Origin of the sequence: Xanthomonas sp. WHRI 7064, assembly GCF_040202355.2 — a bacterium.
GTDB lineage: Bacteria > Pseudomonadota > Gammaproteobacteria > Xanthomonadales > Xanthomonadaceae > Xanthomonas > Xanthomonas arboricola.
The window spans coordinates 4,253,828-4,279,504 of the sequence record NZ_CP167821.1 but is presented as its reverse complement, the minus strand read 5'-3'; the positions used below and the strand labels follow the sequence as shown (position 1 = coordinate 4,279,504).

Genomic DNA, 25,677 nt, shown 5'->3' with positions numbered 1-25,677 from the left:
AAGTGGCTGAAGTGGAAGCGCGTATCCAGCTGGAACCGTCGTGGAAGGCGCGGGTGGGCGATTGGTTGCTGCGCCCGGAAATGCAGGAGCTGTCCGCATTCCTGCGCCAGCGCAAGGCGGCCGGGGCGCGGGTGTTCCCGCCGGGCCCGCAGATCTTTGCGGCCTTCGACGCCACCCCGTTCGAGCAGGTCAAGGTGGTGATCCTGGGCCAGGATCCGTATCACGGCGAAGGCCAGGCGCATGGGCTGTGCTTTTCGGTGTTGCCCGGCGTGCCGGTGCCGCCGTCGCTGCTCAACATCTACAAGGAGATCCAGGACGACCTGGGCATCGCGCGTCCGGACCATGGCTATCTGATGCAGTGGGCGCGCCAGGGCGTGCTGCTGCTCAATGCGGTGCTGACGGTGGAGCAGGGCCGTGCCGGCGCGCACCAGAACAAGGGCTGGGAAGGCTTCACCGACCATGTGGTGGAGACCCTCAACCGCGAGCGCGAAGGCCTGGTGTTCCTGCTCTGGGGCAGCTACGCGCAGTCCAAGGGCAAGGTCATCGACCAGGCGCGCCATCGCGTGTTCAAGGCCCCGCATCCCTCGCCGTTGTCGGCGCATCGCGGCTTTCTGGGCTGCCAGCACTTCTCCAAGACCAACGAGCACCTGCAGCACCGCGGGCTGGGCCCGATCGACTGGTCGCTGCCGCCGCGCAACGCGCTGGACACCACTCCGGCCAGCGGCTGAACGGTACCGGCGCCGGCCCGTTTCGCGGCGGCTTTGTCACGGTCTGCGCAGGGCGGCGGTGGTAGCGTAGACGCTCGAAGTCGGGAGTTGCGCCGTAGAACGACGGCGATACCAAAAGCCCGAACGTCCTATAAATGGAACGCTGGGAACTCTTTCTATACCCGGCAGTCCAATAGTTCGACTGCTAAGATGGTGCCCTATGAACCAGATCACCTCGACTGCCCTAGTGGCAAACAATCTCCCGATTCCCAGTGCGCTCGGTTCGCTGGACGCCTATATCGGTGCCGTGCACCAGATCCCGGTGCTGTCGGTCGATGAGGAACAGAATCTTGCCCGTCGCTTCCGTGACGAGCTGGATCTGGACGCCGCGCGCGAGCTGGTCCATTCCCACCTGCGCTTCGTGGTGCACGTCGCTCGCGGCTACAACGGCTACGGCCTGCCGCTGGGCGACCTGATCCAGGAAGGCAACATCGGCCTGATGAAGGCGGTCAAGCGCTTCGACCCGGAAATGGGCGTGCGCCTGGTCAGCTTCGCGGTGCACTGGATCCGTGCCGAGATGCACGAGTTCATCCTGAAGAACTGGCGCATCGTCAAGGTCGCCACGACCAAGGCGCAGCGCAAGCTGTTCTTCAACCTGCGCAAGTCCAAGACCCGCCTGGGCTGGCTCAACGCGTCCGAGGTGACTGCGGTCGCCAAGGACCTGAACGTCTCCGAGCGCGAAGTGATGGAGATGGAGTCGCGTCTGTCCGGTCGCGATATCGGCTTCGATGCCTCGTCCGACGAAGACGACGATCATGGCCCGCCGTCGCCGGTGAGCTACCTGGTCGCAAACGACGAAGATCCGTCGCAGGCCTACGAGCGTCACGACAGCGAAGATAATCAGCTGCAGTTATTGCGCGAAGGCATGGCCGGCCTGGACACGCGCTCGCGCGATATCGTCAAGCGCCGCTGGCTGGACTCCGACTCCAAGGTGACGCTGCAGGAGCTGGCCGACGAGTACGGCGTGTCGGCCGAGCGTATCCGCCAGATCGAGGCGAATGCGCTGAAGAAGATGAAGGCACTGTTCATTGCCTGATCCTTCGATCGTGCCCCAGGTGTTGCACAAACGGCCCGGTTTTCCGGGCCGTTTGCATGTGGGGTGCTTGTGCTGCGTCGAGTCCGAGGACGCGTGGTTGTTCGTCGTGTTAGTTCGCCGATGATCGACCGCGCTGCGCTCGCCCGCGCTATTCCGGCAGGCGTGCCACCGGTAGATGCCAGCCGTAGCGGATGGCCATGAAGCGCAGCCCGAAACAGACCAGCGCACCGGTCGCCAGCGACCAGGCCTGCGGTACCGCGAGCATGTGCCCGATCGCGACCAGGCCGCCACCGGCCAGCGCGGCGACCGCATACAGCTCGGCCTGCAGCACCACCGGCGTCCGCGCCACCAACAGATCGCGCGCGATGCCGCCGCCGATGCCGCTGAGCATGCCGAGTAAGGTCGCGCTGAGCGGGCTGAGTTGGTAATCGAGCGCCTTGCTGGTGCCGTAGACCGCAAACAGCGCCAACCCGGCCGCGTCGAACAACTGCACCGGGTTGCGCAGCCGTTCCACCGCCGCATGCCAGTAGAAACCGGCCATGCCGGCCAGGCAGGCGACCAGCAGGTACTGCGGGTGCACCAGCGCGGCCGGCGGGGTGGCGCCGATCAGCACATCGCGCACGATGCCGCCGGACACCGCCGCCGCGCACGACAGCACCAGTACGCCGAACAGATCCAGGCGATTGCGCACCGCCACGGTCGCGCCGCTGAGGGCGAACACGAAGGTGCCGAGCAAATCCAGCAGGAACAGGAGAGTGGTCACGATCAGACCGTCGCATCAGGCCGCACAGCATCGCGCACGGCCTGCGCCGCTGTCATCCGTCCTTGCTGCTGGGCGGCGGATCGTCGGTGGCGCCGCCGAAGATGATGCGTGCGGCGCGCTGGTAGCTCCAGTACGCCATCGCCCAGTTCACCAGCACCACGAACCGATTGCGGAAACCGATCAGGAAGTACACGTGCGCGGCCAGCCAGAACCACCAGGCCACGATGCCGGAGAGCTTGAGCTTTCCGACATGCACGATGGCGGCCATGCGGCCGATCGTGGCCAGGTTGCCGTAGTCCTGGTAGCGGAAGGCCGGTGCAGGCTGGCTGCGGTGGCGGGCGCGGATCGCCTTGGCGATGTGCTTGCCCATCTGCTTTGCCGCCGGTGCCACACCCGGTACCGGGCGGCCGTCCTGCTGGACCGAGGCCAGGTCACCGCCGACAAAGATCTCCGGGTGGCCAGGCACGCTCAGGTCCGGCTCCACCAGTACGCGGCCGGCACGATCCAGCGGCACGCCGAGCGTGCGCGCCAGCGGCGATGCGGCCACGCCGGCGGCCCACACCACGGTGCGTGCAGGCACGAAGGTGTCGCCGAGCTGATAGCCCAGCGCATCGATGTGGGTGACCGGCGTGCCGGTGTGCACTTCCACGCCCAGGCGCTCGAGCTGCTTGCGCGCCTTGGCGGTGAGATCGTCCGGGAACGAGGGCAGCACGCGCGGGCCGGCTTCGACCAGGCGCACGCGCGCCTGCTGCGGGTCGATATGGCGGAATTCGTTCTTGAGCGTGTGGCGGGCGATCTCGGCCAGCGTTCCGGCCAGCTCCACGCCGGTCGGGCCGCCGCCGACCACGGCAAAACTCAGCCAGGCCGCGCGTGCGGCCGGGTCGGACTCTGCCTCGGCGCGCTCGAAGGCGAGCAGCAACTTGCGCCGCAGCACCAGCGCGTCGTACAGCGTCTTCAGGCCGGGCGCATGCTCGGCCCATTGATCGTTGCCGAAGTAGGCATGGGTGGCGCCGGTGGCCAGCAGCAACATGTCGTAGCCGAGCGTGCTGCCGTCGGCCAGGACCACCTCACGGCGGGCCGGTGCGATTTCGGCGACGTCGCCGAGCAGCACTTCGACATTGCGCTGCTCGCGCAGGATGTGGCGCAGCGGCGCGGCGATATCCGGTGCCGACAGGCCGGCGGTGGCGACCTGGTACAGCAGCGGCTGGAACAGGTGATGGTTCTGGCGGTCGATCAGGGTGATGCGGATGCCGGGATCGTCGAGTGCGCGGGTGGCCCATAAGCCGGCGAAACCGCCGCCAACCACAACCAGGTGCAGCGGGGCTTGGGAGGGGGAAGAAGTCATCGTAAGGTCCGATGGAATGCGACGCGGGCTCATCAGCATGCCGCATCGGTAATGAACATGCCGCCTGGATCCGGCCTGCCTGCGGCATCATGTCGCATCTCATCCACCTGATGACCGCATGCCGTCGCTACCACCACCGTTGCCGCCGTTGTCGCCACCGCCATCCGCTTCGCCGGCGATGGCACCGGCTGCCGCGCGTGCGCCCGGACAGAAACTCAGCGGCGTCACGCTCGGCCTGATCGGGCTGGCGGCCTGCGTGGTGCTGTTCGGCGTGCTGGTGCTGGGCGCGCTCGGTTGGCTGATCGTGTTCGGCTGGTCGCTGTTTGCCGACCAGGCACGCGCCGCGCTGCAGGACGATGCGGTGGTGCAGGAACAGATCGGCCAGATCCACACGATGCGGGTGGATCTGGTGCGCACCGGTCTGGCGCCGGGCGACGACGATTTCGTGTTCACGGTGGAAGGCGATCGCGGCCGCGGCCGCGTGCATGCCACCTGGGTCAGCGGCGGCTCCGAGCGCGAGGTCCTGAGCGATGGCGTGTTGACCATGCACGATGGCAGCCAGTACACGCTGCCGTCGGCCGATGCCGCCGACACCGAAATCGACACCGACTCTGCCGACACCTTCGAGGAATGACCATGATCGACAATCCCGACAAACGCATCGCCTTGCTGATCGATGCCGACAACGCGCCGGCCGGCAAGATCGACGTGGTGCTGGCCGAAGTGGCGCGTTATGGCGTGGCCAACGTGCGCCGCGCCTACGGCAACTGGAAGAGTCCGCACCTGAAGAGCTGGGAAGCGGCGCTGCACGAATACGCGATCCGGCCGATCCAGCAATTTGCCTACAGCTCGGGCAAGAACGCCTCGGACATGGCGATGGTGATCGATGCAATGGACCTGCTCTATGCGCGCAATCTGGATGGCTTTGCGATCGTCTCCAGCGATGCGGATTTCACTCCGCTGGTGATGCGTCTACTCACCGATGGCATGAAGGTGTACGGCTTCGGCGAGAAGAAAACCCCGGCGCCGTTCGTCAATGCCTGTTCCAAGTTCACCTATGTCGAAGCGCTGGGGGAGCAGGCGGCAGCGGCCAGCGACACCGCCGCCGGCCGCAAGGATGCCACCGCGCTGCGCGGCGACACCCGGTTGGTGCAGATGCTGCGCAATGCGATCGACAGTGCCTGCGAAGACGATGGCTGGGCGCATCTGGGAGCAGTGGGCAAGCAGGTGGCCAACCAGGCCTCGTTCGACCCACGCAATTACGGCTATCGCAAACTCAGCGATCTGGTGCGTGCGATCGGCCTGTTCGAGATCAAGCAGGACGAGCAGGCCCTGTGGGTACGCGATGCGCCCAAGGGCGGGCGGGCGAAAGCGGCGCAGCCAGCGGCCGCCGTCGCCACGCAGGCGGCCACCGCAAAGCGTCCGGCGCGCGCGACGCCCAAGCCGGCAGCGGGGAAATGACGATGGCTGACGCTGCAATGCAATCGGCGGCAGGAAACGCCTCGATCACGCTATGGGGGCGGCGCAATTCCAGCAATGTGCGCAAGGTGCTGTGGTGCGCCGAAGAAGCCGGGGTGGCGTATACCTCGATCGAAGTCGGTGGTGCGTTTGGTCGTAACGACACGCCCGAGTATCGCGCGTTGAATCCCAACGGTCTGGTGCCGACGATGCAGGATGGTGAGTTGGTGCTATGGGAGTCCAATGCGATCGTGCGCTACCTGGCCGCGCAATATGCGCCGGCCCTGTATCCGCAGGCACCGGCCGAACGCGCGCTGGGCGATCGCTGGATGGACTGGACCACCTCGACGTTTGCCGGCGTGTTTCGCGACCTGTTCTGGGGCGTGCTGCGCACACCGGAACCCGAGCGCGATCCTGCGCGCATCGCCGCGGCACTGATGCGCTCGGGCGACCTGCTCGCACGCGCGGATGCGGCCCTGGCGCAGCAGCCGTATCTGTCCGGCGCACAATTTGCGATGGGCGATATTCCGCTGGGCAGCTTCATCTACGCCTGGTTCGAAATGCCGATCGAGCGGCCCGATTTGCCGCATCTGCAGGCGTGGTACCAGCGCCTGCGCGCGCGGCCTGCGTACCAGCGTGGGGTGATGACCGCGCTGACCTGAGTTTCGCGTTGCCGCTCAGGCCGGCGTGATTCATGGCAGGCGCCGCACGTGCTGCCGACCCGACACGTTGCTGCAAGGACATGCGCCTCGTACATCGCGCAGCCAAGTAGCCCGCGTTTTCTGTAGGAGCGTACTTGTGCGCGAGGGCATTCCCGGTAACGCCACATCGCGCCCAGGTGCGCTCCTACGAAAGATCACGCCACGCGCGATCAGGGACCTGGGCACAGCGCGCAAAACATGGGTCTGGCTGCTGCCCCGCGTGCGATAGGCCCGCCTTAATACAGATCAATCGGATCCACATCCAGCGACCAGCGCACGCGGCGCGCCTGCGGCAGCGCATAGATCGCGGGCAGTTGCGCGTCCAGCAGACGATGCAGTGCCGAGCGCTGTTGCGCGGACAACAGCAACTGGGTGCGCTGGAAACCGGCGCGGCGTGGCATCGGTGCCGGCATCGGGCCGTAGCACTCCACTGCGGCAAACGCAGGCGATTGTGCGGTGCTGTCTGCCGTGGTCAGGCCGCGCACCGCCATCAGGAACTGGTTGGCCGCGGTCACGTCCTTGGCCTCGGCGCGGAACAGCGCCAGATGCGCGAACGGCGGGAATCCCGCGGCCTCGCGCTGCTGCAGTTCGGCATCGGCGAAGGCGTGGTAGCCGCCGTTGACCAGGGTCTGCAGCAGGGGATGTTCGGGGTGATGGGTTTGCAGCCAGACCTCGCCGGGGCGGTCGGCGCGCCCGGCGCGTCCGGCCACCTGGATCAGCTGCTGGGAGAGCTTTTCGGCGGCACGGAAGTCGGCCGAGAACAGGCCTTCGTCGATGCCGACCACCACCACCATGGTCAGCCGTGGCAGATCGTGGCCCTTGGCCAGGATCTGGGTGCCGACCAGGATGCCGGCCTCGCTGCCCAGGCGCGCCAGCTGGGTCTCCAGCGCGTCGCGGCGCTGGGTGGTGCTGCGGTCGATGCGCACCACCGGAAACTCCGGGAACGCTTCGGTCAGGCGTTCTTCCAGCCGCTCGGTGCCGATGCCTTGCGGCTGCAGCGCCAGGCTGGCGCAGGCCGGGCAGGCCAGCGGTGCCTGCTGGCGCGCGCCGCAGTGATGGCATTGCAGGCGCCGCCCGCCGGCGTGCACGGTCATCGGGGTCTGGTGCAGCGGCGTGCTGCAGCGCTGGCAAGCGGCAGTCCAGCCGCAGTCGTGGCACAGCAGCACCGGCGCATAGCCGCGGCGGTTCTTGAACACCAGTACCTGCTCGCCGCGCGCCAGGGTGGCGCCGATGCCGGCCAGCACTTCCGGCGACAGGCCGTCCTTGAGCGGGCGCTTGCGCACGTCGAGCACGCGCACGCGCGGCGGACGCGCCTCGCCGGCCCGGCGCGACAGGCGCAGATGCCGGTAGCGGCCGGAATAGGCGTTGTGCAGGCTTTCCAGCGACGGCGTGGCGCTGCCCAGGATCACCGGTACATCCAGCGCCTTGCCGCGCACCAGTGCGAAATCGCGGGCGTGATAGCGGATGCCGTCCTGTTGCTTGTAGCTGCCATCGTGTTCCTCGTCGATCACGATCAGCCCGGCATTCGGCAACGGGGTGAACACCGCCGAACGCGTGCCGACGATCAGCTTGGCTTCGCCACGCCAGGCCGCCGCCCATACCCGCGCCCGTTCGCCATCGGACAGCCCCGAATGCAGCGCGTGCACCGGCACGCCCAGGCGGGCGCGGAAGCGGCCCAGGGTCTGCGGGGTCAGGCCGATCTCCGGCACCAGCACCAGCGCCTGGCGGCCGGCCGCCAGGCAGTCGGCGATTGCCTGCAGGTAGACCTCGGTCTTGCCGCTGCCGGTGACGCCATCGAGCAGATAGGTGGCAAAACCGCTCTGCGCACGGATGGCGTCGGCGGCGGCCTGCTGTTCGTCGTTGAGCTGCGGGCCGCTGCCGGGGCAGGGCGGGATGCTGTCGGCCGGCACCGCCACGCGCTCGGCATGGCCGCGCTTTGCCAGGCTGCGTGCGGCCTCGCGCCACTGCGGCAGCAAGGGGTCCAGCTGTTCTTCGCCCAGCGCACCGGTCAGCAGCAGGGCGGCCAGCAAGGCGGGGCGGCTGCCGGCGCGCAGGCTGGCGGCGCCGGTGCGCCCGGCCTCGGTGAGCTGCCAGGCCCAGGCATGGGTGTAGGCCAGCGGCTCGCCGCGGCGTAGCGGGCCTGGCAGGGCGCTGGACTGGGCCTCGCCTAGCGGTGCGTGGGTGTAGCGCGCCAGCCACTGCAGCGAACGGGCCAGCTCCTCGACCAGCAGCGGGGCGTCGTCGCACCAGGCCAGCGCCGGGCGCAGTCCTTCGGCGGAGGCCAACTGGCCGATCTCCACCACCACCCCGACCAACTCGCGCGGCCCGAACGGCACCCGCACCCGGCAGCCGACCCGCGCCGGGTCGGTCAGCGGCGCGTCGGCCGGAGGCAGATAGTCGAACAGTTGGGGCAGCGGCACCGGCAGGGCGACGCGCAGGGTGGCGACGGTCGAAGACATCCGGTCAGTCTACCGACCCTGTCCAGTGCCCGGCAGACGCCCATCGACCGCCTCCGAATCGGCGCTTCGGCTTACGACGCGTTTGTGTGACGGAAGTGATAAATCCGACGTAAACCTATGTGAGGGCTAAGGAAACGGGTTTATCCACACTGCCTGTGGATAAGCCTGTGAATTAGTCTCGTGCTCCACGCTGTGAAGGCGGATTCACTAGCCTCTGCAACCTGTTGGACATTTTTTCACCAATCGGCTTAAAGCGATAAGGATCAATCACTTAGGCGTGAAACACGAATGCAACAAAGAAAAATCAACAGTTGACAGACGCCTGCGTATCGGCATGTCTGCCGCTGTGCACAACCCGCGCGGGTGACGGCGGTCGATGGCACCGGGACGCAGCGCAGCCGGGTCGATCTGTCAAGCCATCGGCGGGGGCCGATTGCGTCGGTATCATGCCGGCCGATGCTGGAGTTCCCATGACCGTAGTCCCCGACGCCCCCGTCACCCCTGCCGCGCTGTCTGCTTTCCTGCGCGGTGTCGAACGCCGGGGTCTGGTGCTCGCACAACTGCAATGCGGCGATGGCGCGGCGGCCGAGCGGGCCCTGGCGGCGGCGTTGCGTGCGTTCAGCAGCCAGGCGGCGGGTCGCCCGATGGCCGGCTGGCCGATGCGCTTCTGGAGCCTGCTGGCAACGGCACCGCCGCTGCGGCGCGAGCCCATGCCGGGGACCTGGCTGCCGCCGTTCACCGCACTGGGGCGGATGCAGACCAGCGACCGGCTGGCGCTGCTGCTGCGTATCGTGGCCGGGCTGGAAGAAGAGCCTGCCAGTGAGGTGCAAGGCATCGAAGTGGCGGCCTATCGGCAGTCGCTGGCCCGTGCCTGCCCGCGCGATGCGGCCGGCAACCCGGATGCGCAGGCCTGGCGGGCCCTGGCCGAGGCGGCGCAGCAGGAGTTGCGCGAGCTCAGCCCGGGGCAGGTCAGCCGGCTGGCACAGCTCCGCGAGTCGGCCCTGGCCGGCATGCCGCTGCAGCCTGTCGCGGCCGCGCCTGCGGCCGCCGCCGAAGCGCGCCGCCCGGCCGCGCCGCGCCACCGTCCTGCGCGCCAGTGGCAGTGGCCGCGGATCGACCGCCGCCACGCCGGCCTCGTGCTGGCCGTGCTGGCGTTGGCGCTGCTGTTTGCAGCGCTGGGCTGGTGGTGGACGCATCGCCGGCCGGCCCTGCCGCCCGAGCCGGTCTCGCAGGCCCCGGCCGGCGTGCTGCACGTCACCGATGCCGCGCCGGTGCTGGTGGAAGACCTTCCCGCCGCCGACTTGCCGGAGGCGGTGGCAAACCCCGGCCTGGATCCACGCGATCAGGCGATGCTGGCCGACCCGGACCTGGAACTGGCACGTTCGGCCGATTTCTACGCCTGGTATGCGGCCGGCCATCCGGTGCCGGCCGACGAATCCGGCGCGCATGCCGCCACCGCCGACCAGCCTACCGCCACCCTGGAGACCGTCGATGACGACAATTAAGTGGTGCGGCCTGCTGGTGTTGGCTGTTGTCGGCATGGCCGCTGCGCAGACCCTGCCGGCGCCGCTGGAGGAAGGCAACGCGGCTGCGCCTGCCGGCATGCCGACGCCCGCAGCCTCCACCGCCGCAATCCCGAGCGCTGCGCAGCAGCGCGCGCGCTGGGACGCATTGACGCCGGCCCAGCGGGCCGAGCTGCGCGCCCGTTATGCGGCCTGGAAAGGGCTCACCGCCACCGACCGGGTGGTATTGCGGCAGGCACGCGAGCGTCTGCATGGCTTGCCCGACGACCAGCAGCGCGCGCTGCGCACGCAGTTCACCGCAATGGATCGCCTGCATCGCGATGGCTGGCGCCTGGGCTCGCAGCTGGGTGCGTTCTATCCGCAGTTGCAGCCCCTGATCGGCTACGTGCCGCCAGCGCAGCGCGATACCCTGCTGGCGGCGTTGCGCAGCCTGGACGCCGGGCAGCTGGAACAGCTGGCGATGCTGGCACAACGCACCCCGCCGCAGGAGCGCGATGGCTTGCGCGATGCCCTGCTTGCGCAGGCGCCGGCAACGCGCAGCGCCTGGTTGAAGCGCCAGCTGGCGCGCTGATTGGCAGCGGCGGGACTGCGCCGCTGCAGCCCCCTGCGCCGGCGTCGTCTCCACGCGTGCTCGCTGCTCGTCCTCGATGCCGGGCAGTCGGGCCGGACACCGAGCCGAGAGCCTGCGGGGCTGCCACCTTCGGCGATGCGCGCCAAGCGGCGACCGTCACGAAGGACACGGACCGCGCTGAAGCCCGGGCATCCCGTTCCGCTGACCAGCCACGCCGGCCGCTCGCCGCCGCGCATCTCCCGGCTTGCGCCTTGCCGCTGCCCGTGTCGCAAGTGCGGGTAAGATAGCTGCCCCACGCGACCCGGTGCCAGCGCCTCCCGGCACGGCCGTAGTCCGCGCAGCGATCGGTTGTCATGTCTGTCTCTCCTGTACCCACCTCCGCGACGCCGCGTTTCGGCGCGGAAGTGCGCACCACCGGCCTGCTCGCATTGCCGCTGGTGCTCGGTCACGTCTCCACCGGCCTGATCGGATTTGTCGATAACGTCATCGCCGGTCACCACGGCACCGCCACGCTGGCGGCGGTCACCATCGGCACCTCGCTGCTGTGGCTGCCGATGCTGGTGCCGATCGGCACGCTGATCTCGTTGACCGCCTCGGTCTCGCAGCTGCGCGGCGCCGGCCGCGAGCGCGAGATCGGCCCGCTGTTCCGCCAGGCCCTGTGGCTGTCGCTGGGACTGGGCGCGGTGATGTTCGCGTTCCTCAGTGCGGTGCCGCCGCTGTTGCCCACCTTCGGGATTGCGCCGGACATCGTGCCGGGCGCGACCGACTTCCTGCACGCGGTGCGCTGGGGCGGGCCGGCGCTGACGTTCTACTTCTGCATGCGCTATCTCAGCGAGGGCATGCACTGGACCCTGCCGACCATGCTGCTGGGCTTTGGCGGCCTGCTGGTGCTGGCGCCGCTAGGCTATGCGCTGACCTATGGCAAGTTCGGCTTTGCCGAGCACGGTGCGCAGGGCCTGGGCATGGCCTCGGCGGTCACCATGTGGGTGCAGGCCAGCGTGTTTGCGCTGTACCTGTGGCGCTCGCGCCGCTTCGCGCACCTGCAGTTGTTTGCCCATTTCGAAGGTCCGCGCTGGCGTGCGATCGGCGATCTGTTGCGCACCGGTCTGCCGATCGGCATCACCGTGCTGATGGAGGGCGGCCTGTTCATCGTCACCGCCTTGCTGATCGGCCGGCTCGGCTCCACCGAAGCGGCCGCGCACCAGATTGCGATCAACGTCGCGCAGCTGTGTTTCATGATTCCGATGGGCGTGGCCGAGGCGACCACCGTGCGGGTCGGGCATGCGGTCGGGCGCGGCGATCCGCTCGGCATGCGGCGTGCGGCCTGGGCCGGTTACGCCATCGTGCTGGGCACCCAGGCGCTGTCGGCCAGCGTGCTGTTGCTGGGCCACGATGCCATCGTGAGCGTCTATACCGACGATGTGGCGGTGGCCGCGCTGGCCTCGGTGCTGCTGCTGTTTGCCGCCACGTTCCAGTTTCCCGACGGCATCCAGGTGCTCTCCAGCGGCGCGCTGCGTGGGCTCAAGGACACCCGTGTGCCGATGTTCCTGGCGATGTTCTCGTACTGGGGTGTCGGCATGCCGATCGGCGCCGGGCTCGGCCTGGGGCTGGGCTGGGGACCGCAAGGCATGTGGATCGGCCTGATTCTGGGCCTGACCGTGGCGTCGGTCCTGATGGGCTTGCGCTTCCGGCAGACCAGCCGGCGGCTGACTGCCGGCGCGACCCCCTGACTTCCAGCGCATGCCGCGCGCACCGCGCAGCCGGTATGCTGGACACCATTGAATTGTGTGCAGCGTCTTTTGACGGAGTTTTCCATGAACCACCCCGTGCGTCGCAGTCCCATCGCCAGTTTCTTCGTCGGCCTGTGGGATGTGATGAATTTCACCCGGCGCCTGATCTTCAACTTGGTGTTCTTCGGTTTCCTGTTCCTGGTGCTGCTGCTGTTTGTGGTGGCGATCGCGCGTGGCGACGGCAGCAAGCCGCTGGCCGAGCGCACCACCCTGGTGATCAACCCCGAAGGCACGCTGGTCGAGCAGTTCAGCGCCGACCCGGTGAGCCGGTCGCTGGCCAAGGCGGTCGGTGACAAGAGCGCCGAGGAAGTGCAGCTGCGCGACCTGGTGCGGGTGATCGAGGCGGCCGGCAAGGATCGTAAGATCGAGCGGGTGGTGTTGAACCTGGACAAGTTTCAGCCCGCCGGTTTCGCCTCGCAGCGCGAAGTGGCCGCGGCGTTGCAGAAGCTGCGCGCCTCCGGCAAGCAGATCGTCGCCTTCAGCGAAAGCATGAGCCAGGGCCAGTACCTACTGGCCGCACAGGCCAACGAGGTCTATCTCGACCCGATGGGCAGCGTGCTGCTGGAAGGGCTTGGCCGTTATCGCCAGTATTTCCGCGAGGGCCTGCAGGACAAGCTCGGCGTGGACGTGCATCTGTTCCGCGTGGGCGAATACAAGTCCGCCGCCGAGCCGTACATCCTCGATGCCGCTTCGGCTGACGCCAAGGAAGCGGACCTGTTTTGGATGAACGACGTGTGGCAGCGCTACCTGGCCGATGTCGGCAAGGCGCGCAAGCTGAGCCCGGCGCAGCTGACCGCCGGCATCGACACGCTGCCCGAGGGTGTGGCCGCCGCCGGTGGCGATCTGGCCAAGTTCGCGCTGCAGCAGAAGCTGGTCGACGGGCTCAAGACCCGCGAGGACGTCGATGCGCTGCTGACCAAGCGCGGCGTGGCCGACAGCGACGCCGACAGCGGCTTTCGCAACATCGGCTTCAACGATTATCTGAGCCAGCTGCAGGCGCAGCGTTCGCCGATGGACAGCCGTCCGCAGGTGGCCGTGGTGGTGGCCGCTGGCGAGATCAGCGGTGGCGAGCAGCCGGCCGGCCGCATCGGTGGCGAGTCCACCGCCGCGTTGCTGCGCCAGGCGCGCGACGACGACGAGGTCAAGGCGGTGGTGCTGCGCGTGGATTCGCCCGGCGGCGAAGTGTTCGCCTCCGAGCAGATCCGTCGTGAGGTGGTCGCGCTCAAGCAGGCCGGCAAGCCGGTGGTGGTGTCGATGGGCGATCTGGCCGCCTCGGGCGGTTACTGGATCAGCATGAACGCCGATCGCATCTATGCCGACCCGTCGACCATCAGTGGCTCGATCGGCATCTTCGGCATGGTGCCCAACCTGACCCGCGCGCTGGACAAGATCGGCGTGCACACCGATGGCGTGGGTACCACGCGCTTTGCCGGTGCCTTCGACATCACCCGTCCGCTGGACCCGGCCGCCGGCCAGGTGATCCAGGCGGTGATCAACAAGGGTTACGCCGACTTCACCGGCAAGGTGGCGCAGGCGCGGCATCAGTCGGTGGACGCCATCGACAAGGTCGCACGCGGCCGCGTGTGGAGCGGTGCGCAGGCCAGGCAGCATGGCCTGGTGGACGCGTTCGGTGGCATGTCCGAAGCGGTGGCCGATGCGGCCGACCGCGCCAAGTTGAGCCGCGGCAAGTTCCGCGTGCGCTATGTGGAAAAGCCGGCGACGCCGTTCTCGCAGTTCATGAGCGGATTTGCCGGCAGCCGCATGGGCGCCTGGATGCTGGGCGATTCGGGCATGGCGCGCGCACTGCTGGCGCGCTCGCTGCCGGAAGTGGACACGCAGTTGCGCTTTGTCGAAGACGCCGTGCACGACAGCAAGGCGGGCGGCACCCCGGTCAAGTCGCTGGCGTACTGCTTCTGCGGCTTCTGACGCGGCAGGTTCGCAACCTGATGGATCGACAACGCCGGCCTTGTGCCGGCGTTGTTGTATCTGCGCTCAGGCGATGCAGCAATGCGGGCGCGCCAACAGCGCAAGAATGGCAGAACGCACGGCGCCACGATCACAGGCAACCAGCCATCGGTCGAGCGACCTCATGTGTGCTTGCCGTGCGCGCAGATGCAGCGATCGCCTTGCGCTCAATCGCATGCGCGCACGCGCAGTTGCTGCGTCGACAAAAAAAGCGCGTGCTTCAGCCAGCAGGCTTCGGTTACTGCGTGGCCGCATCGATCGCCTTGCGTTGATCGTCTGCGGCCTGGTCGCTTGCCGCCTGCACTGCGTGCGCCTTGTTCAACGGTTCCTGGATGTGGTCGCGCAGGGCGGTGGCCTGCGGCTCGGGCTTCTGCTCGGTGGGCGCAGGTTGCGGCCGCTGACAGGCGCCCAGCAGCAACGTCAGGCTGATCGCAAGAATCCAATGCCATTTCATCGTCGTGACCTCGCTCGGGGTGGCGGTATCCTAACGCCCGGGCCGCAGGCATGCGTCAAGCGCGCTGCTGCGGCCGTTTCCTGCGTCTTGAAAGAGGATCACCCACGTGACAACCCACCGTTGGCGGCTGGATGGACAGACCGCGCTCATCACCGGCGCCAGCGCCGGCATTGGCTTTGCCATCGCGCGCGAATTGCTGGCCTTTGGCGCGGATCTGCTGATGGTGGCGCGCGATGCCGATGCGCTGGCGCAGGCGCGCGACGAGTTGGCCGAGGAATTTCCCGAGCGCGAGCTGCATGGGCTGGCCGCCGATGTGGCCGACGACGAAGAGCGGCGCGCGATTCTGGATTGGGTGGAAGACCATGCCGATGGCCTGCACCTGCTGATCAATAATGCCGGCGGCAACATCACCCGCGCGGCGATCGACTACACCGAAGACCAGTGGCGCGGCATCTTCGAAACCAATGTGTTCGCCGCTTTCGAGTTGTCGCGTTATGCGCACCCGTTGCTGACCCGCCACGCGGCGTCGGCAATCGTCAACGTCGGCAGCGTCTCCGGCATCACCCATGTGCGCAGCGGCGCGCCATACGGCATGACCAAGGCCGCGTTGCAGCAGATGACCCGCAACCTGGCGGTGGAATGGGCCGAGGACGGCATCCGCGTCAACGCGGTGGCGCCGTGGTACATCCGCACCCGTCGCACCTCCGGGCCATTGTCGGATCCGGATTACTACGAGCAGGTCATCGAGCGCACCCCGATGCGCCGCATCGGCGAACCGGAAGAAGTGGCCGCCGCCGTCGGTTTCCTCTGCCTGCCGGCCGCCAGTTACATCACCGGCGAATGCATCGCAGTGGATGGCGGCTTCCTGCGCTACGGGTTCTGACAGGCCTGCGTGCGTGGTCGCGCGGATAGTGCCTGCGCATGGCATCGGAAGCTGCGCAGGCAGGCGCCGACCCGTCGCTGCGCCTGCGCCTGCAGTGTTCGTCCGCTGCGTCTGCACGCAACGCAGGCGCCAGTGCGGCGGGCTTGCTCGCATGCAGCTCGCTGCATCGCGCAGGTCTTCCGTTGATCGCTAACGGTTGCAGTGGCTCGAAAGAATCAGCCCGGCAAGCACAGCGCCGGCACACTGGCTGGCATGCGCTGTCACGCCGGTTGCAGCATCACGGCGTGGCGGACGGATTCGCGCAGCGGCTTTCGTCCAGCACCCGACGCATCTGTACGTAGCGCTGCTTGCGCTCGGCCGCTTGCGCCTCGTCGGAGAAGCGCCAGGTTGATTCGGCCTGCTCGGCACGCTGGCGCCAGGCCTCGCACAGGCTCTGGTCCGGCACCGGTGCGCAGCGGTCGGTGACCACTTCGCAGGCGCTGCCGCCACCGGTTGCCGGCCCGCCCGCCAGGTTGGTGGTCTGCATCGGCAGGCAGCGCGTGGCCGGCTCGCGGTCTTCGGTGAAATAGCGCCCGTTGTCGTGCGCGGTGCATTCGAACAAGGGCGGCGGTGGCAGCGTGGAGGTCGAGGTCGAGGCAGGTGGCATCGCAGCCACCGGTGCCGGCGCCGCAGCCGGTGCGGCGGCGGGCACATCGGTCTTGGGCATGGTGGGGGGCTGCGCAGCGGGCGCGCTACGCGCAGGTGACGCCGTGCCTAACCCGCCCGCCGTCAACGGCACCGCGGCCGGTGCCGTCATCAGTTTCTTCTGCTGCTGCATGCCTTTCGGGCAGGGCATGTTCTGCACGGTGAGCGCGCCGCTGGGATCAGTGCACCGGTAGATCGCCACTTCCTGTGCGCCGGCCACCGAAGCACACGCCAGTAATGCCGCCCACGGCCAGCGCCTCATGCGCCGCCGCAATCGCGCTGCAGGCGCGCGTCGATACCGCGCTGTTCGCGGCTGAGATCCTGGCGCTCGCTCTGCAGGGCGTTGTTGTAGCGGCGGATCAGTTCCCAGCGACGGTCGGCCAGGCGCGCGCAGACTTCCTGTTCGGGCAGGGCATGGCATTCGTCGCGGATCTGCACGTTGCCGTACGGCACGATCACCGTGCCGCCGTAGCCGCCGCCGTTGTAGCCGCCTTGATAGCCGCCCTGATAACCGTCGCCGCCGAAGCTTGCGCTGCCGCGCAGGCTTCCACCCCGACCGGCGCTTCCCTGCACCGAGACCGCCGGGCGTGGGCGGACCGAGATCGGCGGACGCTGGATGCCGCCGCCGCTGACCGGCGGGGCAATGCCGTTGCCCACATAGGCCGGGCCCCAGGTCGGCACCCAGCGCGGATTGCCTTCCGGGCTGTCGCTGGTATAGCGGTTGCCGTCCTCGGTGGTGCACTCGTACATCGGCTGCGGCGGCTGCACGGTGATGATGCGCACCTCGCGCGGTGGCTGCGTCGCGACGGCGGCCGGGGCGGCAACGGCACGCTGCGGCCGCGGCGGCGGATCCTGCGGGCGCTGTAGGTCCAGCACCTGCTGGCGGCCGCTGCTGCAAGGCGCATCCTGCAAGGCGACGGTGCCGGTGCTGCTGACGCAGCGGTAGATCCGCACATTCGGATCCGGTTTGCTGGCGGTATCGGCCGCAGCAACAGGCAGCGCGGTGGCCAGCAACAAAAGGGTCAGGACGGTACGCATTGCCGCAGTGTGCGCGTCTACCCGGCTGTGGGCAAAGGGGCAGGCGGTGTTCATGGCCAAGCGCGCCGACAGGCGGCGCGTAGCGGCTGCTCAGTCGCGCAGGATCTGTCCGCTGCGGGCGTCGCGGATCTGGGTCGGTTGCGCCAATGCGCCCACTTCGCCATCCGTCACCCCGTCGATGCTGGCCAGCAGGGCCGGGTCCAGCGCCTGTCGGCTGCGCGCGGGCGGTTCACCGGCCAGGTTGGCGCTGGTGGACACCAACGGGCCGCCCCAGGCCGCACAGAGCGCGGCGACCAGCGGGTGTGCGCTGATGCGCACCGCCAGCCCGTCATGCGCGCCGGTGACCCAGCGCGGCGCCTGGGCGGTGATCGGCAGGATCCAGGTATGCGGGCCTGGCCAGCTGGCCAGCACCTGCTGCCTGCGGGCCGGCGCCAGCGCGTCCAGATCCACCCAGTCGTGCAGCACATCCACGCTGGCGGCCACAACGATCACGCCCTTGTCGACCGGGCGGCGTTTGATCTCCAGCAGTCGCAGCACGGTGGCCTGCTGGCGCGGGTCGCAGCCCAGCCCCCACACCGCTTCAGTGGGATAGGCGATCACGCCGCCCCGGGTCAGGGTGGCGACGGCGCTGTCCAGGCTGAGCGTGTGCATGTGGCGGTCTTAGCTTACGGCCTTGCTCGCGGTCTTCTTGACCACGCGCTTGGTGGCCTTCTTGGCAGCGGCCTTCTTAGCCGGCGCCTTCTTCGCCGCGGTCTTCTTGGCAGCGGCGTCCTTGGCTTCCTTGGCCGAATCCTTCACCGCGTTCTTCTTGAGCGTGGCCTTCTTGGCGCCGAAGCCCTTGCGCACCGGCTTGCCGGTGTCGGCCAGCAGCTGCTGCACTTCCTCGAACGTCAGCGACGCCGGCTCGCGATCCTTGGGGATCTTGCCATTGAGCTTGCCATCGCTGATGTACGGGCCGAAGCGGCCGTTGAGCACCTGGATGTCGCTGCCTTCGAAGTCCTTGATCACGCGGTTGCGCGCGATCTCTTCCTTCTCCTCGATCAGGAACACCGCGCGCGCCAGATCGATGGTGTACGGGTCGTCTTCCTTCTTCAGCGACGCATAGACGCTGCCGCGGCGCGCAAACGGGCCGAAGCGGCCGATACCGACGCTGACGTCCTGGTCCTTGTCCTGGCCCAGCGCGCGCGGCATCTTGAACAGCTCCAGCGCGTCTTCGATGGAGATCGAATAGATGCTCTGGCCCGGCCGCAGCGAGGCGAAGGTGGGCTTTTCCTCGTCTTCGACGGTGCCGATCTGCACCATCGGACCAAACCGGCCGATGCGCGCGCTGACTTCCTTGCCGCTGACCGGGTCGGTGCCCAACACGCGCACGCTGCCGGCGTCGGTCTTGTCCAGCGAATCCTTCTTGTCCTCGACCAGTTCCTTGAACGGGCCCCAGAACTTCTCCATCAGCGGGATCCACTCTTCCTCGCCACGCGAGACCGCATCCAGGTCGTCTTCGAGCTTGGCGGTGAAGTCGTAATCCACGTAACGGGTGAAATGCCCGGACAGGAACTTGGACACGGCGCGGCCCACGTCGGTGGGACGGAAGCTGCGGCCTTCCATTTCCACGTACTTGCGGAACTGCAGGGTCTGGATGATCGAGGCGTAGGTGGACGGCCGGCCGATGCCGTACTCCTCCAGTGCCTTGACCAGTGCCGCTTCGGTGAAGCGCGGCGGCGGCTGGGTGAAATGCTGGTCGGTGACGATGCGGTCCAGCGGGATGTTGTCGCCGGCCTTCATCAGCGGCAGCTTGCGGCCTTCGTCCTCGTCCTCGCTGCTCTTGGTGTCCTTGCCTTCCTCATAAACCGCCAGGAAGCCGGGCACCACCACGGTGGTGCCGCTGGCGCGGAACACGTGCTCGCTGCCGGCCGACAGATCGACGCTGACGGTGTTGAGCGTGGCCGGAATCATCTGGCAGGCCACGGCGCGGCGCCAGATCAACTCGTACAGGCGACGCTCGTCGTCGGACAGGAAGCGCGCCACCTGCGCCGGGGTGCGCAGCGCCGAGGTCGGACGTACCGCCTCATGCGCTTCCTGCGCGTTCTTGGATTTGGTGGTGTAGGCGTTGGGCTGGTCCGGCAACGAGGCGGTGCCGAAATCGCGCGCGATCACATCGCGGATTTCCGACAAGGCGTCCTGCGACAGATTCACCGAGTCGGTACGCATATAGCTGATCAGACCGACCGAGCCTTCGTCGCCCAGCGCCACGCCTTCGTACAACTTCTGCGCCACCTGCATGGTCTTGCGGGTGGTGAAGCCGAGCTTGCGCGAGGCTTCCTGCTGCAGCGTGGAGGTGGTGAACGGCGGGGCAGGGCGACGCTTGCGCTCCTTGCTGGCCACATCGGTGACATGCAGCACGCCTTGCGCGGCCTGCTGGATGCGCAGCCGCGCCGCTTCGGCGGTGTCGCCGTCGGTGACGGTGAACTGCTCGAACTTCTGCCCGTCCAGCTTGATCAGGCGCGCATTGAACGGCTGCGACGGATGCCGGCAATGCGCATCGATGGACCAGTACTCGCGCGCGATGAAGGCTTCGATCTCTTCCTCGCGCTCGACGATCATGCGCAGCGCCGGCGACTGCACGCGGCCGGCCGACAGGCCGCGCTGCACCTTGCGCCACAGCACCGGCGACAGGTTGAAGCCGACCAGATAGTCGAGCGCGCGACGGGCCTGCTGCGCATCGACCAGATCGGCCGCGATCGCGCGCGGCTTGAGCATGGCTTCCTTGATCGCGCGCGGGGTGATCTCGGTGAACACCACCCGCTGCATCGTCTTGTCCTTGAGCAGCCCGCGCTCTTTCAGGATCTCGGCGATGTGCCAGCTGATCGCCTCGCCCTCGCGGTCCGGGTCGGTCGCCAGATAGATGTCGTCAGCGCCCTTGGCCGCGCGCGCAATGGCTTCGACATGCTTCTCGTTCTTCTCGATCAGGTCATAGCGCATCGCGAAGCCGTTGTCCGGATCGACCGCGCCTTCCTTGGGGACGAGATCGCGCACGTGCCCATACGAGGCCAGGACGGTGAAGTCCTTGCCGAGGTATTTATTGATCGTCTTGGCCTTGGCAGGCGATTCGACGATGAGCAGGTGCTTGGGCATGGTGGCGAATTCTTTGGGCAGAGCCCGGGGGGCGGGTAGCGTGGCCTAATTGGCCGGTGGAGGGAAGCAGATCGACTGTTTCCCACAGGTCAACGCCCGGGAAACGAGCCCGGGCGTTCAGTTCTCTTATTAGAAAGATCACGGCGGACGCCGCCGTGTCAAGCGGCCAGGGCCGCGAACTGCTAGTTCTGGCTCATTCCGATGGCGGCCAGCATGAAGCCCACCACCACCACCACCGAGATCACCAGCAGCACCGCATAAATGACCAGGACCACGATGGTGACCGTGTCCAGGCCGCTGGATTGGCGCTCCGGGTGATCCGTAAACGCCCAGCGGTCCACCACCAGGGTGTCGCAGACCTTGTCGTGCGGAGCCTGCTTGCGCGCGGTCATGCCGGCCATGAACGCGGCCACGATCACGCCGATGCCCAGGGTGAGCACGCTGATCAGCATGTAGGCCAGGTAGCGCAGCACATTGCGCCAGAAACCGACCCGGCCGCCGTTGCTGTCGGCGCGCACCAGCTTGATGCCGCAGGCGAGCTTGCCCAGGCTGGCCTGGTGCCGGCTGGACTGCATCCAGGCGAAATACAGCGTCGGGATCGCCAGACCGATGCCGTAGGACATCACCAGGATGGCGATGCTGAGCGCGCTGCCGTCGTCCAGCGCCGAGCCGGAATCGCCCCGGCTGGTCGCCAGCGCCACGACGAACACCAGCGGGATCACGATCAGGTACACCGCAAAGCTGGTGATCAGGCTGTCCAGGATGCTGGCGGCCACGCGCCGCCACAGGCCGGCGTAGACAACCGGGGCATCGTGCAATGCGACGCTTGCCGCGGGCGCGGCGACGGAATCCCAGGCGCTTGGAAGCGGCGCGCCGGCGCGTGGTTGGGACGCGGCATGCGCGGGTGTTGCAGGCACGTGCGAGGTGTTGGCCAGGAGCGGGCTCGATGCCGCCGGAATTGCCGCAGGGTCTGCCGGCGTGGTGGACCACGCCGCTATATCTGCCGATGCAGCCTGCCCGCTCGGCGGACGCTGCTGGTGGTCGGCTACGGCAGGGTGATCGGCAAGCCCGGAGTCGGACCGCCCGAGCGCAGCGTCTGCCGCCGGGCCGGCAAACGGCGCATCTGTGGCAGGCGTGTGATCCACCGCGACGCTGGTCGGGTAAACCGTCGCCTGCGGCTCACCGTGCGCAACGTTCATCGGCACATCTCCGACGCTCGGCGCGGCGGGCGCTGGCACGGCGGTGTCGATCCCCAACTCGGCCACGACCTCGCCAAGTGCCACCCACTGCGGAAAGCCTTCGCGCCAGACCAGGCTGGATGCATTGATCAAGCCTTCCGACAGGCGCGCGCGAAGCGTGTCCGTGTCCACCGGCCCCTGGCGCTCGCGTTGTGCGTCGGCGTAATACCACTGCGTCATTGAAGTCCCCTTGCGTAAAGCGATTGACTAGCCGCGGCAGTCCGGCGGAAGTTGGTTGTCGTCGATCTCGGAGCTGCACTGCCAGCTGCCGGCGTCCGCGTCGAAATCCAGCCACAGCGCCTTGCCGTCGATCCTGGTCATTTTCGGCGCATGCAGCAGCGCCTCGACTCCGCACTCGGTGGTGTCGAAACGGCCGATCCGCACGCTGCTCAGGACATCGTTTGCATACTGCTCGGGCGCGAGAAAGCCGGCGTCGCCGTTGACCGGGCAACGGCCTTGCTGCGCGAGAAATTCGGTGATCTGCGGCTTCAGGGGCGTCAGCGCCGCGATCGCCTGGGCGACCTTGGTACGCGTGGCGTAGTCCTGGTACGCCGGCAGCGCGATCGCCGCCATGATGCCGATCATCGCCACCAGCACGAACATGCCCACCACCGCGCCCAGCACCAACGCCAGCGGCCACCCCGGCCCGTTGCCGGGCAGGCGATGCGCTGACGAAGAGGGTGCACTGGCGGCTGCGTTGTGAACAACCGCTGGCGGAACCGACGGCAGGGGCGGCGGCAGCGCTGCGGCGCGCAGATCGGTGGAAATCGGTGGCCCGAGCTCGTCGGCGCACGCAGACAGCGGCACCCATCGGGCAAATCCTTCGCGCCAGACCAGGGTGTCCAGTGCAATCGCGTGCTCGCGATACAGCGCCAGCAAAGCCTCGCCGGCCACCGGGCCACGCCGGTGGCGGTTGCCCTCGGCGTAATACCAACTACTCATTGCCGTCCCCTCGCACGCTTCCGTTGCGGCTTCCGCCTCAGTGTACGGGTTCAGGCTCGTCCAGGAACATCTGCGTTTCCATCCAGGCGTAGGCCGCTTCGGCACCCGGCTGATTGAACAACACCATCAAGACCACCCATTTGAGGTCGTCCAGGTCCAGTTCGTCCTGGTCCAGCGCCATGGCGCGATCCAGCACCAGCTCGCGCTGGTCGGCGTCGAGGATGCGGTGTTGCTCCAGGAACAGCAGGAATCCACGGCAGTCCACATCGAGCTTGTCCAGCTCCGGGCCGTGGTAGATGCGTACCGGTCCATCGACATGCGGGCGCGCGACGCTGGGCCGCTGCTCGGAGAGCGCGTCCAGCCAATCGAAGGCTTTGCTGATTTCTGCGGGACTGAAACCGGCCTGGATCAGGCCATTCTGAAGCGAGTCACGGTCGCGGACCAGGTCCGCATCTTCGCTGAAATAATGTTCGAACAGGTACAGCAGTACATCAAGAATGCTCTCTTTCATTGCCCCTCGGCCTGCGTCGCGCGACGCTGTGGAGGTGAAGAAACTAGGGATTGCGGGTATAGCGACCGTGCTCGGTGACCACGTCTCCCTCCAGTTCCATGATGAGCAGCATGGAGGACAGCGCGGCGGCCGTCAATCCGGTGCGTTCGACCAGGGAATCCATAGGGGTTGGGTCGTGGCCCAGCGCCTGCCACAAGCGCTGGTAGTCCGGATCCGGGCGCGCCGGGCCGGCCTGCGGCGGTGTCCTGGCCTGATCAGTGGGGGCGGCCAGGCGCTGGCGCAAGGCGCTTGCCAGTTCGCCCGACAGCAGGCGCAGGCCGTCGATGACCTGGGCCGGCTCCTGCGCCAGGGTGGCGCCCTGCCGGATCAGGTGATGGCAGCCACGCGCGAGCGGATTGTGCAGCGAGCCGGGCAGGGCGAACACCTCGCGCCCGGCCTCCGCCGCCAGCCGCGCGGTGATCAGCGCGCCCGAGCGCATGGCCGCTTCCACCACCAGGGTGCCCAGGGCCAGCCCGGCGATGATCCGGTTACGGGCCGGGAAGTGCCCCGCGACCGGCCCGGTGCCGGGCAGGTACTCGCTGACCACCGCGCCACGCGCGGCGATGCGATCGCGCAGGGAGTGGTGATTTGCCGGGTAGGCCACATCCGCGCCGGTGCCCACCACCGCCACGGTGATGGCACCGGCACGGGCAAGCGCGGCCTCGTGTGCGATCGCGTCCACGCCGGCGGCCATGCCGCTGACGATGGCCAACCCGGCGCCGGCCAGGCCGGAGGCGAATGCGCGGGTGTGGTCGCGGCCGCCAGCGGTGGCGGAGCGGCTGCCGACCACGGCCACGCCCGGGTGCCAGAGCGCGTTCGGGTCGCCGTCCACGAACAGGGCCAGCGGCGGATTGACGATGTGGCGCAGCAGGGCGGGGTAGTCGGGATCGTTCAGGCCGATCAGGTGATGGCCGGGCTGCTCGCACCACTGCAGGGCGGCGTCCAGGGCGCGCGCATCGGGAGTCTGCAGCCGGGCCACCTGCAACTCGTCGCAGCCGGCGGCAAGCCAGGCTTCTGGCCCGGCCGCCAGTAGCTCGGCCGGGCTGGCGAAGCAGTCCAGCAGCGCGTGGCGCGGCGGGCTGCGGCCGCCCGCCAGGAGCAGGGTCAGGAGTGCGCGCAGGTCGGAAGTGGGGAGGGCCATGCGTCCAGCCTGGACCGCAAACGCCGACGGCGCCCTCAGGCGCCGTCGTATTACCGCATCGGAATTTTCGCTTACTGCGCGTCGGGATGCTTGACGAAGTAGCCCAGGCCGGTCGGCTTGACGCTTTCCATCACCAGCGCATAGCTGACCTTGTCGAAGGTGCGGAACACCATCGCGTGCGAGGCGTATTCGTCGGGCAGGCCGACGGTGGAGCCGGCCGGGCCGCTGAAGTCGTCGTCGGTCCGCGAGAAGCGCGAGTGCTTGACGCGGTCGCTGACCGTGCGGCCCTTGCGCCAGATCGAGAACACCGTGCCGTTGTTGATGCCTTCGCGGGCACCGCCGGAGATGGCGATCACGTCGCGGGTGCCGCCGGCGATGAAGGCATCGGAGATGGCCAGCACCCGCAATTCGGTCTGCAGGGCCTGTTCCGACGGCGGATGCGGGATGAACTGCAGGTCGTAGGGCTGCGCCTCGACGGCGACGATGCGATCGCCGGCGCGTACCTCGCGGCCGCTGTCCTGCAGCAGCAGGGTGGCCGCCTTGGAGTTGCCGCCCGCCGCGCTGCGCGTGATGGTGCCGACGTTGACCTGTGCCAGTTCGTAGCCGAGGAACTCGCGGCGCGTGCTCGGCGCGATGTAGTTCTTCCAGATGTTGCCGGCGCCTGCGGTGATGTTGCCGGCCGCATCGAGGTCTTCGTTGTGCTTGGGCAGGCTGAACTTCACCGTCGGGCGTACCACCGCAAAACGCTGGCCCGGCTGTGCATCGTCCAGGCCGACCACATAGGCCACCTGGCCGGTGGTGGCGCGCGTGCGGCCGCCTTCCAGACCAACCACATACGGCAGCTGGTCGAAGTCGTCGGTGACGCGCAGGTTCTTCAGGAACGGCTCGACATCGGCCAGCGGAATCGCGTTGATCGGTGCTTCCTGGCGCGGACCGGGCTGGACGGTGCCCTTGGCGACGCGATCCAGGTAGGCCAGGCTGATCACGTCACCGGGATAGATCAGGTGCGGATTCTGGATCTGCGGGTTGGCCTGCCAGATTTCCGGCCACAACCAGGGTTTTTGCAGGAAACGTCCAGCGATGTCCCACAGGGTATCGCCCTTGCGGACCACGTAAGTCTCTGGATGCTCGCCCACCGCTTGCGCGGCAGCGTAGGTCGCGACGGTCAGCATCGCCGCAGCGACGACCGTACGAAGTCGGTTCAACATGAGTGCCTTCTTGCCTGATTCCCCAACAG

General features: G+C 68.0%; 23 protein-coding genes. 10 read left to right on the top strand and 13 right to left on the bottom strand.

Annotated features, from left to right (window positions below):
- The first annotated feature begins 2 nt into the window (after positions 1-2).
- Both ung and rpoH read left to right on the top strand, forming a co-directional pair.
- Positions 3-728: a uracil-DNA glycosylase gene (ung, locus tag ABQY74_RS18190; RefSeq protein ID WP_349792697.1), complete on the top strand. Its 726-nt coding sequence runs from the start codon at positions 3-5 to the stop codon at positions 726-728.
- Between the two features lie 199 nt (positions 729-927).
- Positions 928-1,803: an RNA polymerase sigma factor RpoH gene (gene rpoH, locus ABQY74_RS18185; RefSeq protein WP_349792603.1), complete on the top strand. Its 876-nt coding sequence runs from the start codon at positions 928-930 to the stop codon at positions 1,801-1,803.
- A 148-nt stretch (positions 1,804-1,951) separates the two neighbouring features.
- Here rpoH and ABQY74_RS18180 read toward each other — a convergent pair whose 3' ends face one another.
- Positions 1,952-2,566 carry a trimeric intracellular cation channel family protein gene (locus ABQY74_RS18180; protein ID WP_104624113.1) on the bottom strand — a complete coding sequence of 205 codons (615 nt, stop codon included), beginning with the start codon at positions 2,564-2,566 and terminating at the stop codon, positions 1,952-1,954.
- Positions 2,567-2,618: 52 nt separating this feature from the next.
- Positions 2,619-3,911: an NAD(P)/FAD-dependent oxidoreductase gene (locus ABQY74_RS18175; protein ID WP_024938886.1), complete on the bottom strand. Its 1,293-nt coding sequence runs from the start codon at positions 3,909-3,911 to the stop codon at positions 2,619-2,621.
- A 118-nt stretch (positions 3,912-4,029) separates the two neighbouring features.
- Between ABQY74_RS18175 and ABQY74_RS18170 the strand changes: the two genes are divergently transcribed.
- From ABQY74_RS18170 to ABQY74_RS18160, 3 genes are read left to right on the top strand one after another with little or no spacing between them, the layout of a single operon-like run.
- Positions 4,030-4,545, top strand: coding sequence for a hypothetical protein (locus ABQY74_RS18170; RefSeq protein ID WP_349792601.1), 516 nt, complete (start codon positions 4,030-4,032; stop codon positions 4,543-4,545).
- A complete protein-coding gene (locus tag ABQY74_RS18165) occupies positions 4,542-5,372 on the top strand; it encodes an NYN domain-containing protein (RefSeq protein WP_039518543.1) in 831 nt (276 codons plus the stop codon). Before ABQY74_RS18170 ends, ABQY74_RS18165 begins: the two co-directional genes overlap by 4 nt.
- Positions 5,369-6,031 carry a glutathione S-transferase family protein gene (locus tag ABQY74_RS18160; RefSeq protein ID WP_372469962.1) on the top strand — a complete coding sequence of 221 codons (663 nt, stop codon included), beginning with the start codon at positions 5,369-5,371 and terminating at the stop codon, positions 6,029-6,031. Before ABQY74_RS18165 ends, ABQY74_RS18160 begins: the two co-directional genes overlap by 4 nt.
- A 275-nt stretch (positions 6,032-6,306) precedes the next feature.
- On the opposite strand, the gene ABQY74_RS18155 is transcribed toward ABQY74_RS18160, so the two are convergent.
- A complete protein-coding gene (locus tag ABQY74_RS18155) occupies positions 6,307-8,529 on the bottom strand; it encodes a primosomal protein N' (RefSeq protein WP_349792597.1) in 2,223 nt (740 codons plus the stop codon).
- A 470-nt stretch (positions 8,530-8,999) separates the two neighbouring features.
- On the opposite strand from ABQY74_RS18155, the gene ABQY74_RS18150 reads away from it, so the two are divergent.
- The 4 genes from ABQY74_RS18150 (at position 9,000) to sppA (ending at position 14,339) form a co-directional block, all read left to right on the top strand.
- Complete coding sequence (locus ABQY74_RS18150; RefSeq protein WP_349792595.1) at positions 9,000-10,034, top strand: hypothetical protein; 1,035 nt, start codon at positions 9,000-9,002, stop codon at positions 10,032-10,034.
- Positions 10,021-10,623, top strand: coding sequence for a DUF3106 domain-containing protein (locus ABQY74_RS18145; protein ID WP_349792592.1), 603 nt, complete (start codon positions 10,021-10,023; stop codon positions 10,621-10,623). The genes ABQY74_RS18150 and ABQY74_RS18145 overlap by 14 nt, the downstream gene beginning before the upstream one ends.
- 353 nt (positions 10,624-10,976) lie before the next feature.
- Complete coding sequence (locus ABQY74_RS18140; protein ID WP_039524984.1) at positions 10,977-12,353, top strand: MATE family efflux transporter; 1,377 nt, start codon at positions 10,977-10,979, stop codon at positions 12,351-12,353.
- Between the two features lie 84 nt (positions 12,354-12,437).
- The gene (gene sppA, locus ABQY74_RS18135; protein WP_039518555.1) at positions 12,438-14,339 is read left to right on the top strand and encodes a signal peptide peptidase SppA; all 1,902 of its coding nucleotides are present in this window, start codon (positions 12,438-12,440) and stop codon (positions 14,337-14,339) included.
- A 277-nt stretch (positions 14,340-14,616) separates the two neighbouring features.
- Here the strand turns inward: sppA and ABQY74_RS18130 are convergent, their stop codons facing one another.
- A complete protein-coding gene (locus ABQY74_RS18130; protein ID WP_166773076.1) occupies positions 14,617-14,832 on the bottom strand; it encodes a hypothetical protein in 216 nt (71 codons plus the stop codon).
- Between the two features lie 106 nt (positions 14,833-14,938).
- Between ABQY74_RS18130 and ABQY74_RS18125 the strand changes: the two genes are divergently transcribed.
- Positions 14,939-15,715 (top strand): SDR family oxidoreductase, encoded by a 777-nt coding sequence (locus tag ABQY74_RS18125; protein ID WP_024938534.1) that lies wholly within the window; start codon positions 14,939-14,941, stop codon positions 15,713-15,715.
- A gap of 277 nt (positions 15,716-15,992) precedes the next feature.
- Here the strand turns inward: ABQY74_RS18125 and ABQY74_RS18120 are convergent, their stop codons facing one another.
- The 9 genes from ABQY74_RS18120 to ABQY74_RS18080 all read right to left on the bottom strand — a co-directional run bounded on the left by ABQY74_RS18120 (position 15,993) and on the right by ABQY74_RS18080 (position 25,648).
- Positions 15,993-16,661, bottom strand: a complete 669-nt coding sequence (locus ABQY74_RS18120) for a DUF4124 domain-containing protein (protein ID WP_349792590.1) — start codon at positions 16,659-16,661, stop codon at positions 15,993-15,995.
- A complete protein-coding gene (locus ABQY74_RS18115; RefSeq protein WP_349792588.1) occupies positions 16,658-17,437 on the bottom strand; it encodes a DUF4124 domain-containing protein in 780 nt (259 codons plus the stop codon). The genes ABQY74_RS18120 and ABQY74_RS18115 overlap by 4 nt, the downstream gene beginning before the upstream one ends.
- 90 nt (positions 17,438-17,527) lie before the next feature.
- A complete protein-coding gene (locus tag ABQY74_RS18110) occupies positions 17,528-18,088 on the bottom strand; it encodes a Sua5/YciO/YrdC/YwlC family protein (RefSeq protein ID WP_349792586.1) in 561 nt (186 codons plus the stop codon).
- A 9-nt stretch (positions 18,089-18,097) separates the two neighbouring features.
- Positions 18,098-20,569 (bottom strand): DNA topoisomerase I, encoded by a 2,472-nt coding sequence (locus ABQY74_RS18105; RefSeq protein WP_349792584.1) that lies wholly within the window; start codon positions 20,567-20,569, stop codon positions 18,098-18,100.
- A 182-nt stretch (positions 20,570-20,751) separates the two neighbouring features.
- Positions 20,752-21,987, bottom strand: coding sequence for an RDD family protein (locus tag ABQY74_RS18100; RefSeq protein WP_349792582.1), 1,236 nt, complete (start codon positions 21,985-21,987; stop codon positions 20,752-20,754).
- A gap of 27 nt (positions 21,988-22,014) precedes the next feature.
- Positions 22,015-22,749: a pilin gene (locus tag ABQY74_RS18095; protein ID WP_349792580.1), complete on the bottom strand. Its 735-nt coding sequence runs from the start codon at positions 22,747-22,749 to the stop codon at positions 22,015-22,017.
- Positions 22,750-22,786: 37 nt separating this feature from the next.
- Complete coding sequence (locus ABQY74_RS18090) at positions 22,787-23,260, bottom strand: DUF494 family protein (protein WP_003484452.1); 474 nt, start codon at positions 23,258-23,260, stop codon at positions 22,787-22,789.
- A 43-nt stretch (positions 23,261-23,303) separates the two neighbouring features.
- Positions 23,304-24,440 carry a DNA-processing protein DprA gene (gene dprA, locus ABQY74_RS18085; protein ID WP_053051393.1) on the bottom strand — a complete coding sequence of 379 codons (1,137 nt, stop codon included), beginning with the start codon at positions 24,438-24,440 and terminating at the stop codon, positions 23,304-23,306.
- A gap of 71 nt (positions 24,441-24,511) precedes the next feature.
- Positions 24,512-25,648 carry a LysM peptidoglycan-binding domain-containing protein gene (locus tag ABQY74_RS18080; RefSeq protein WP_349792578.1) on the bottom strand — a complete coding sequence of 379 codons (1,137 nt, stop codon included), beginning with the start codon at positions 25,646-25,648 and terminating at the stop codon, positions 24,512-24,514.
- Positions 25,649-25,677 lie beyond the last annotated feature (29 nt).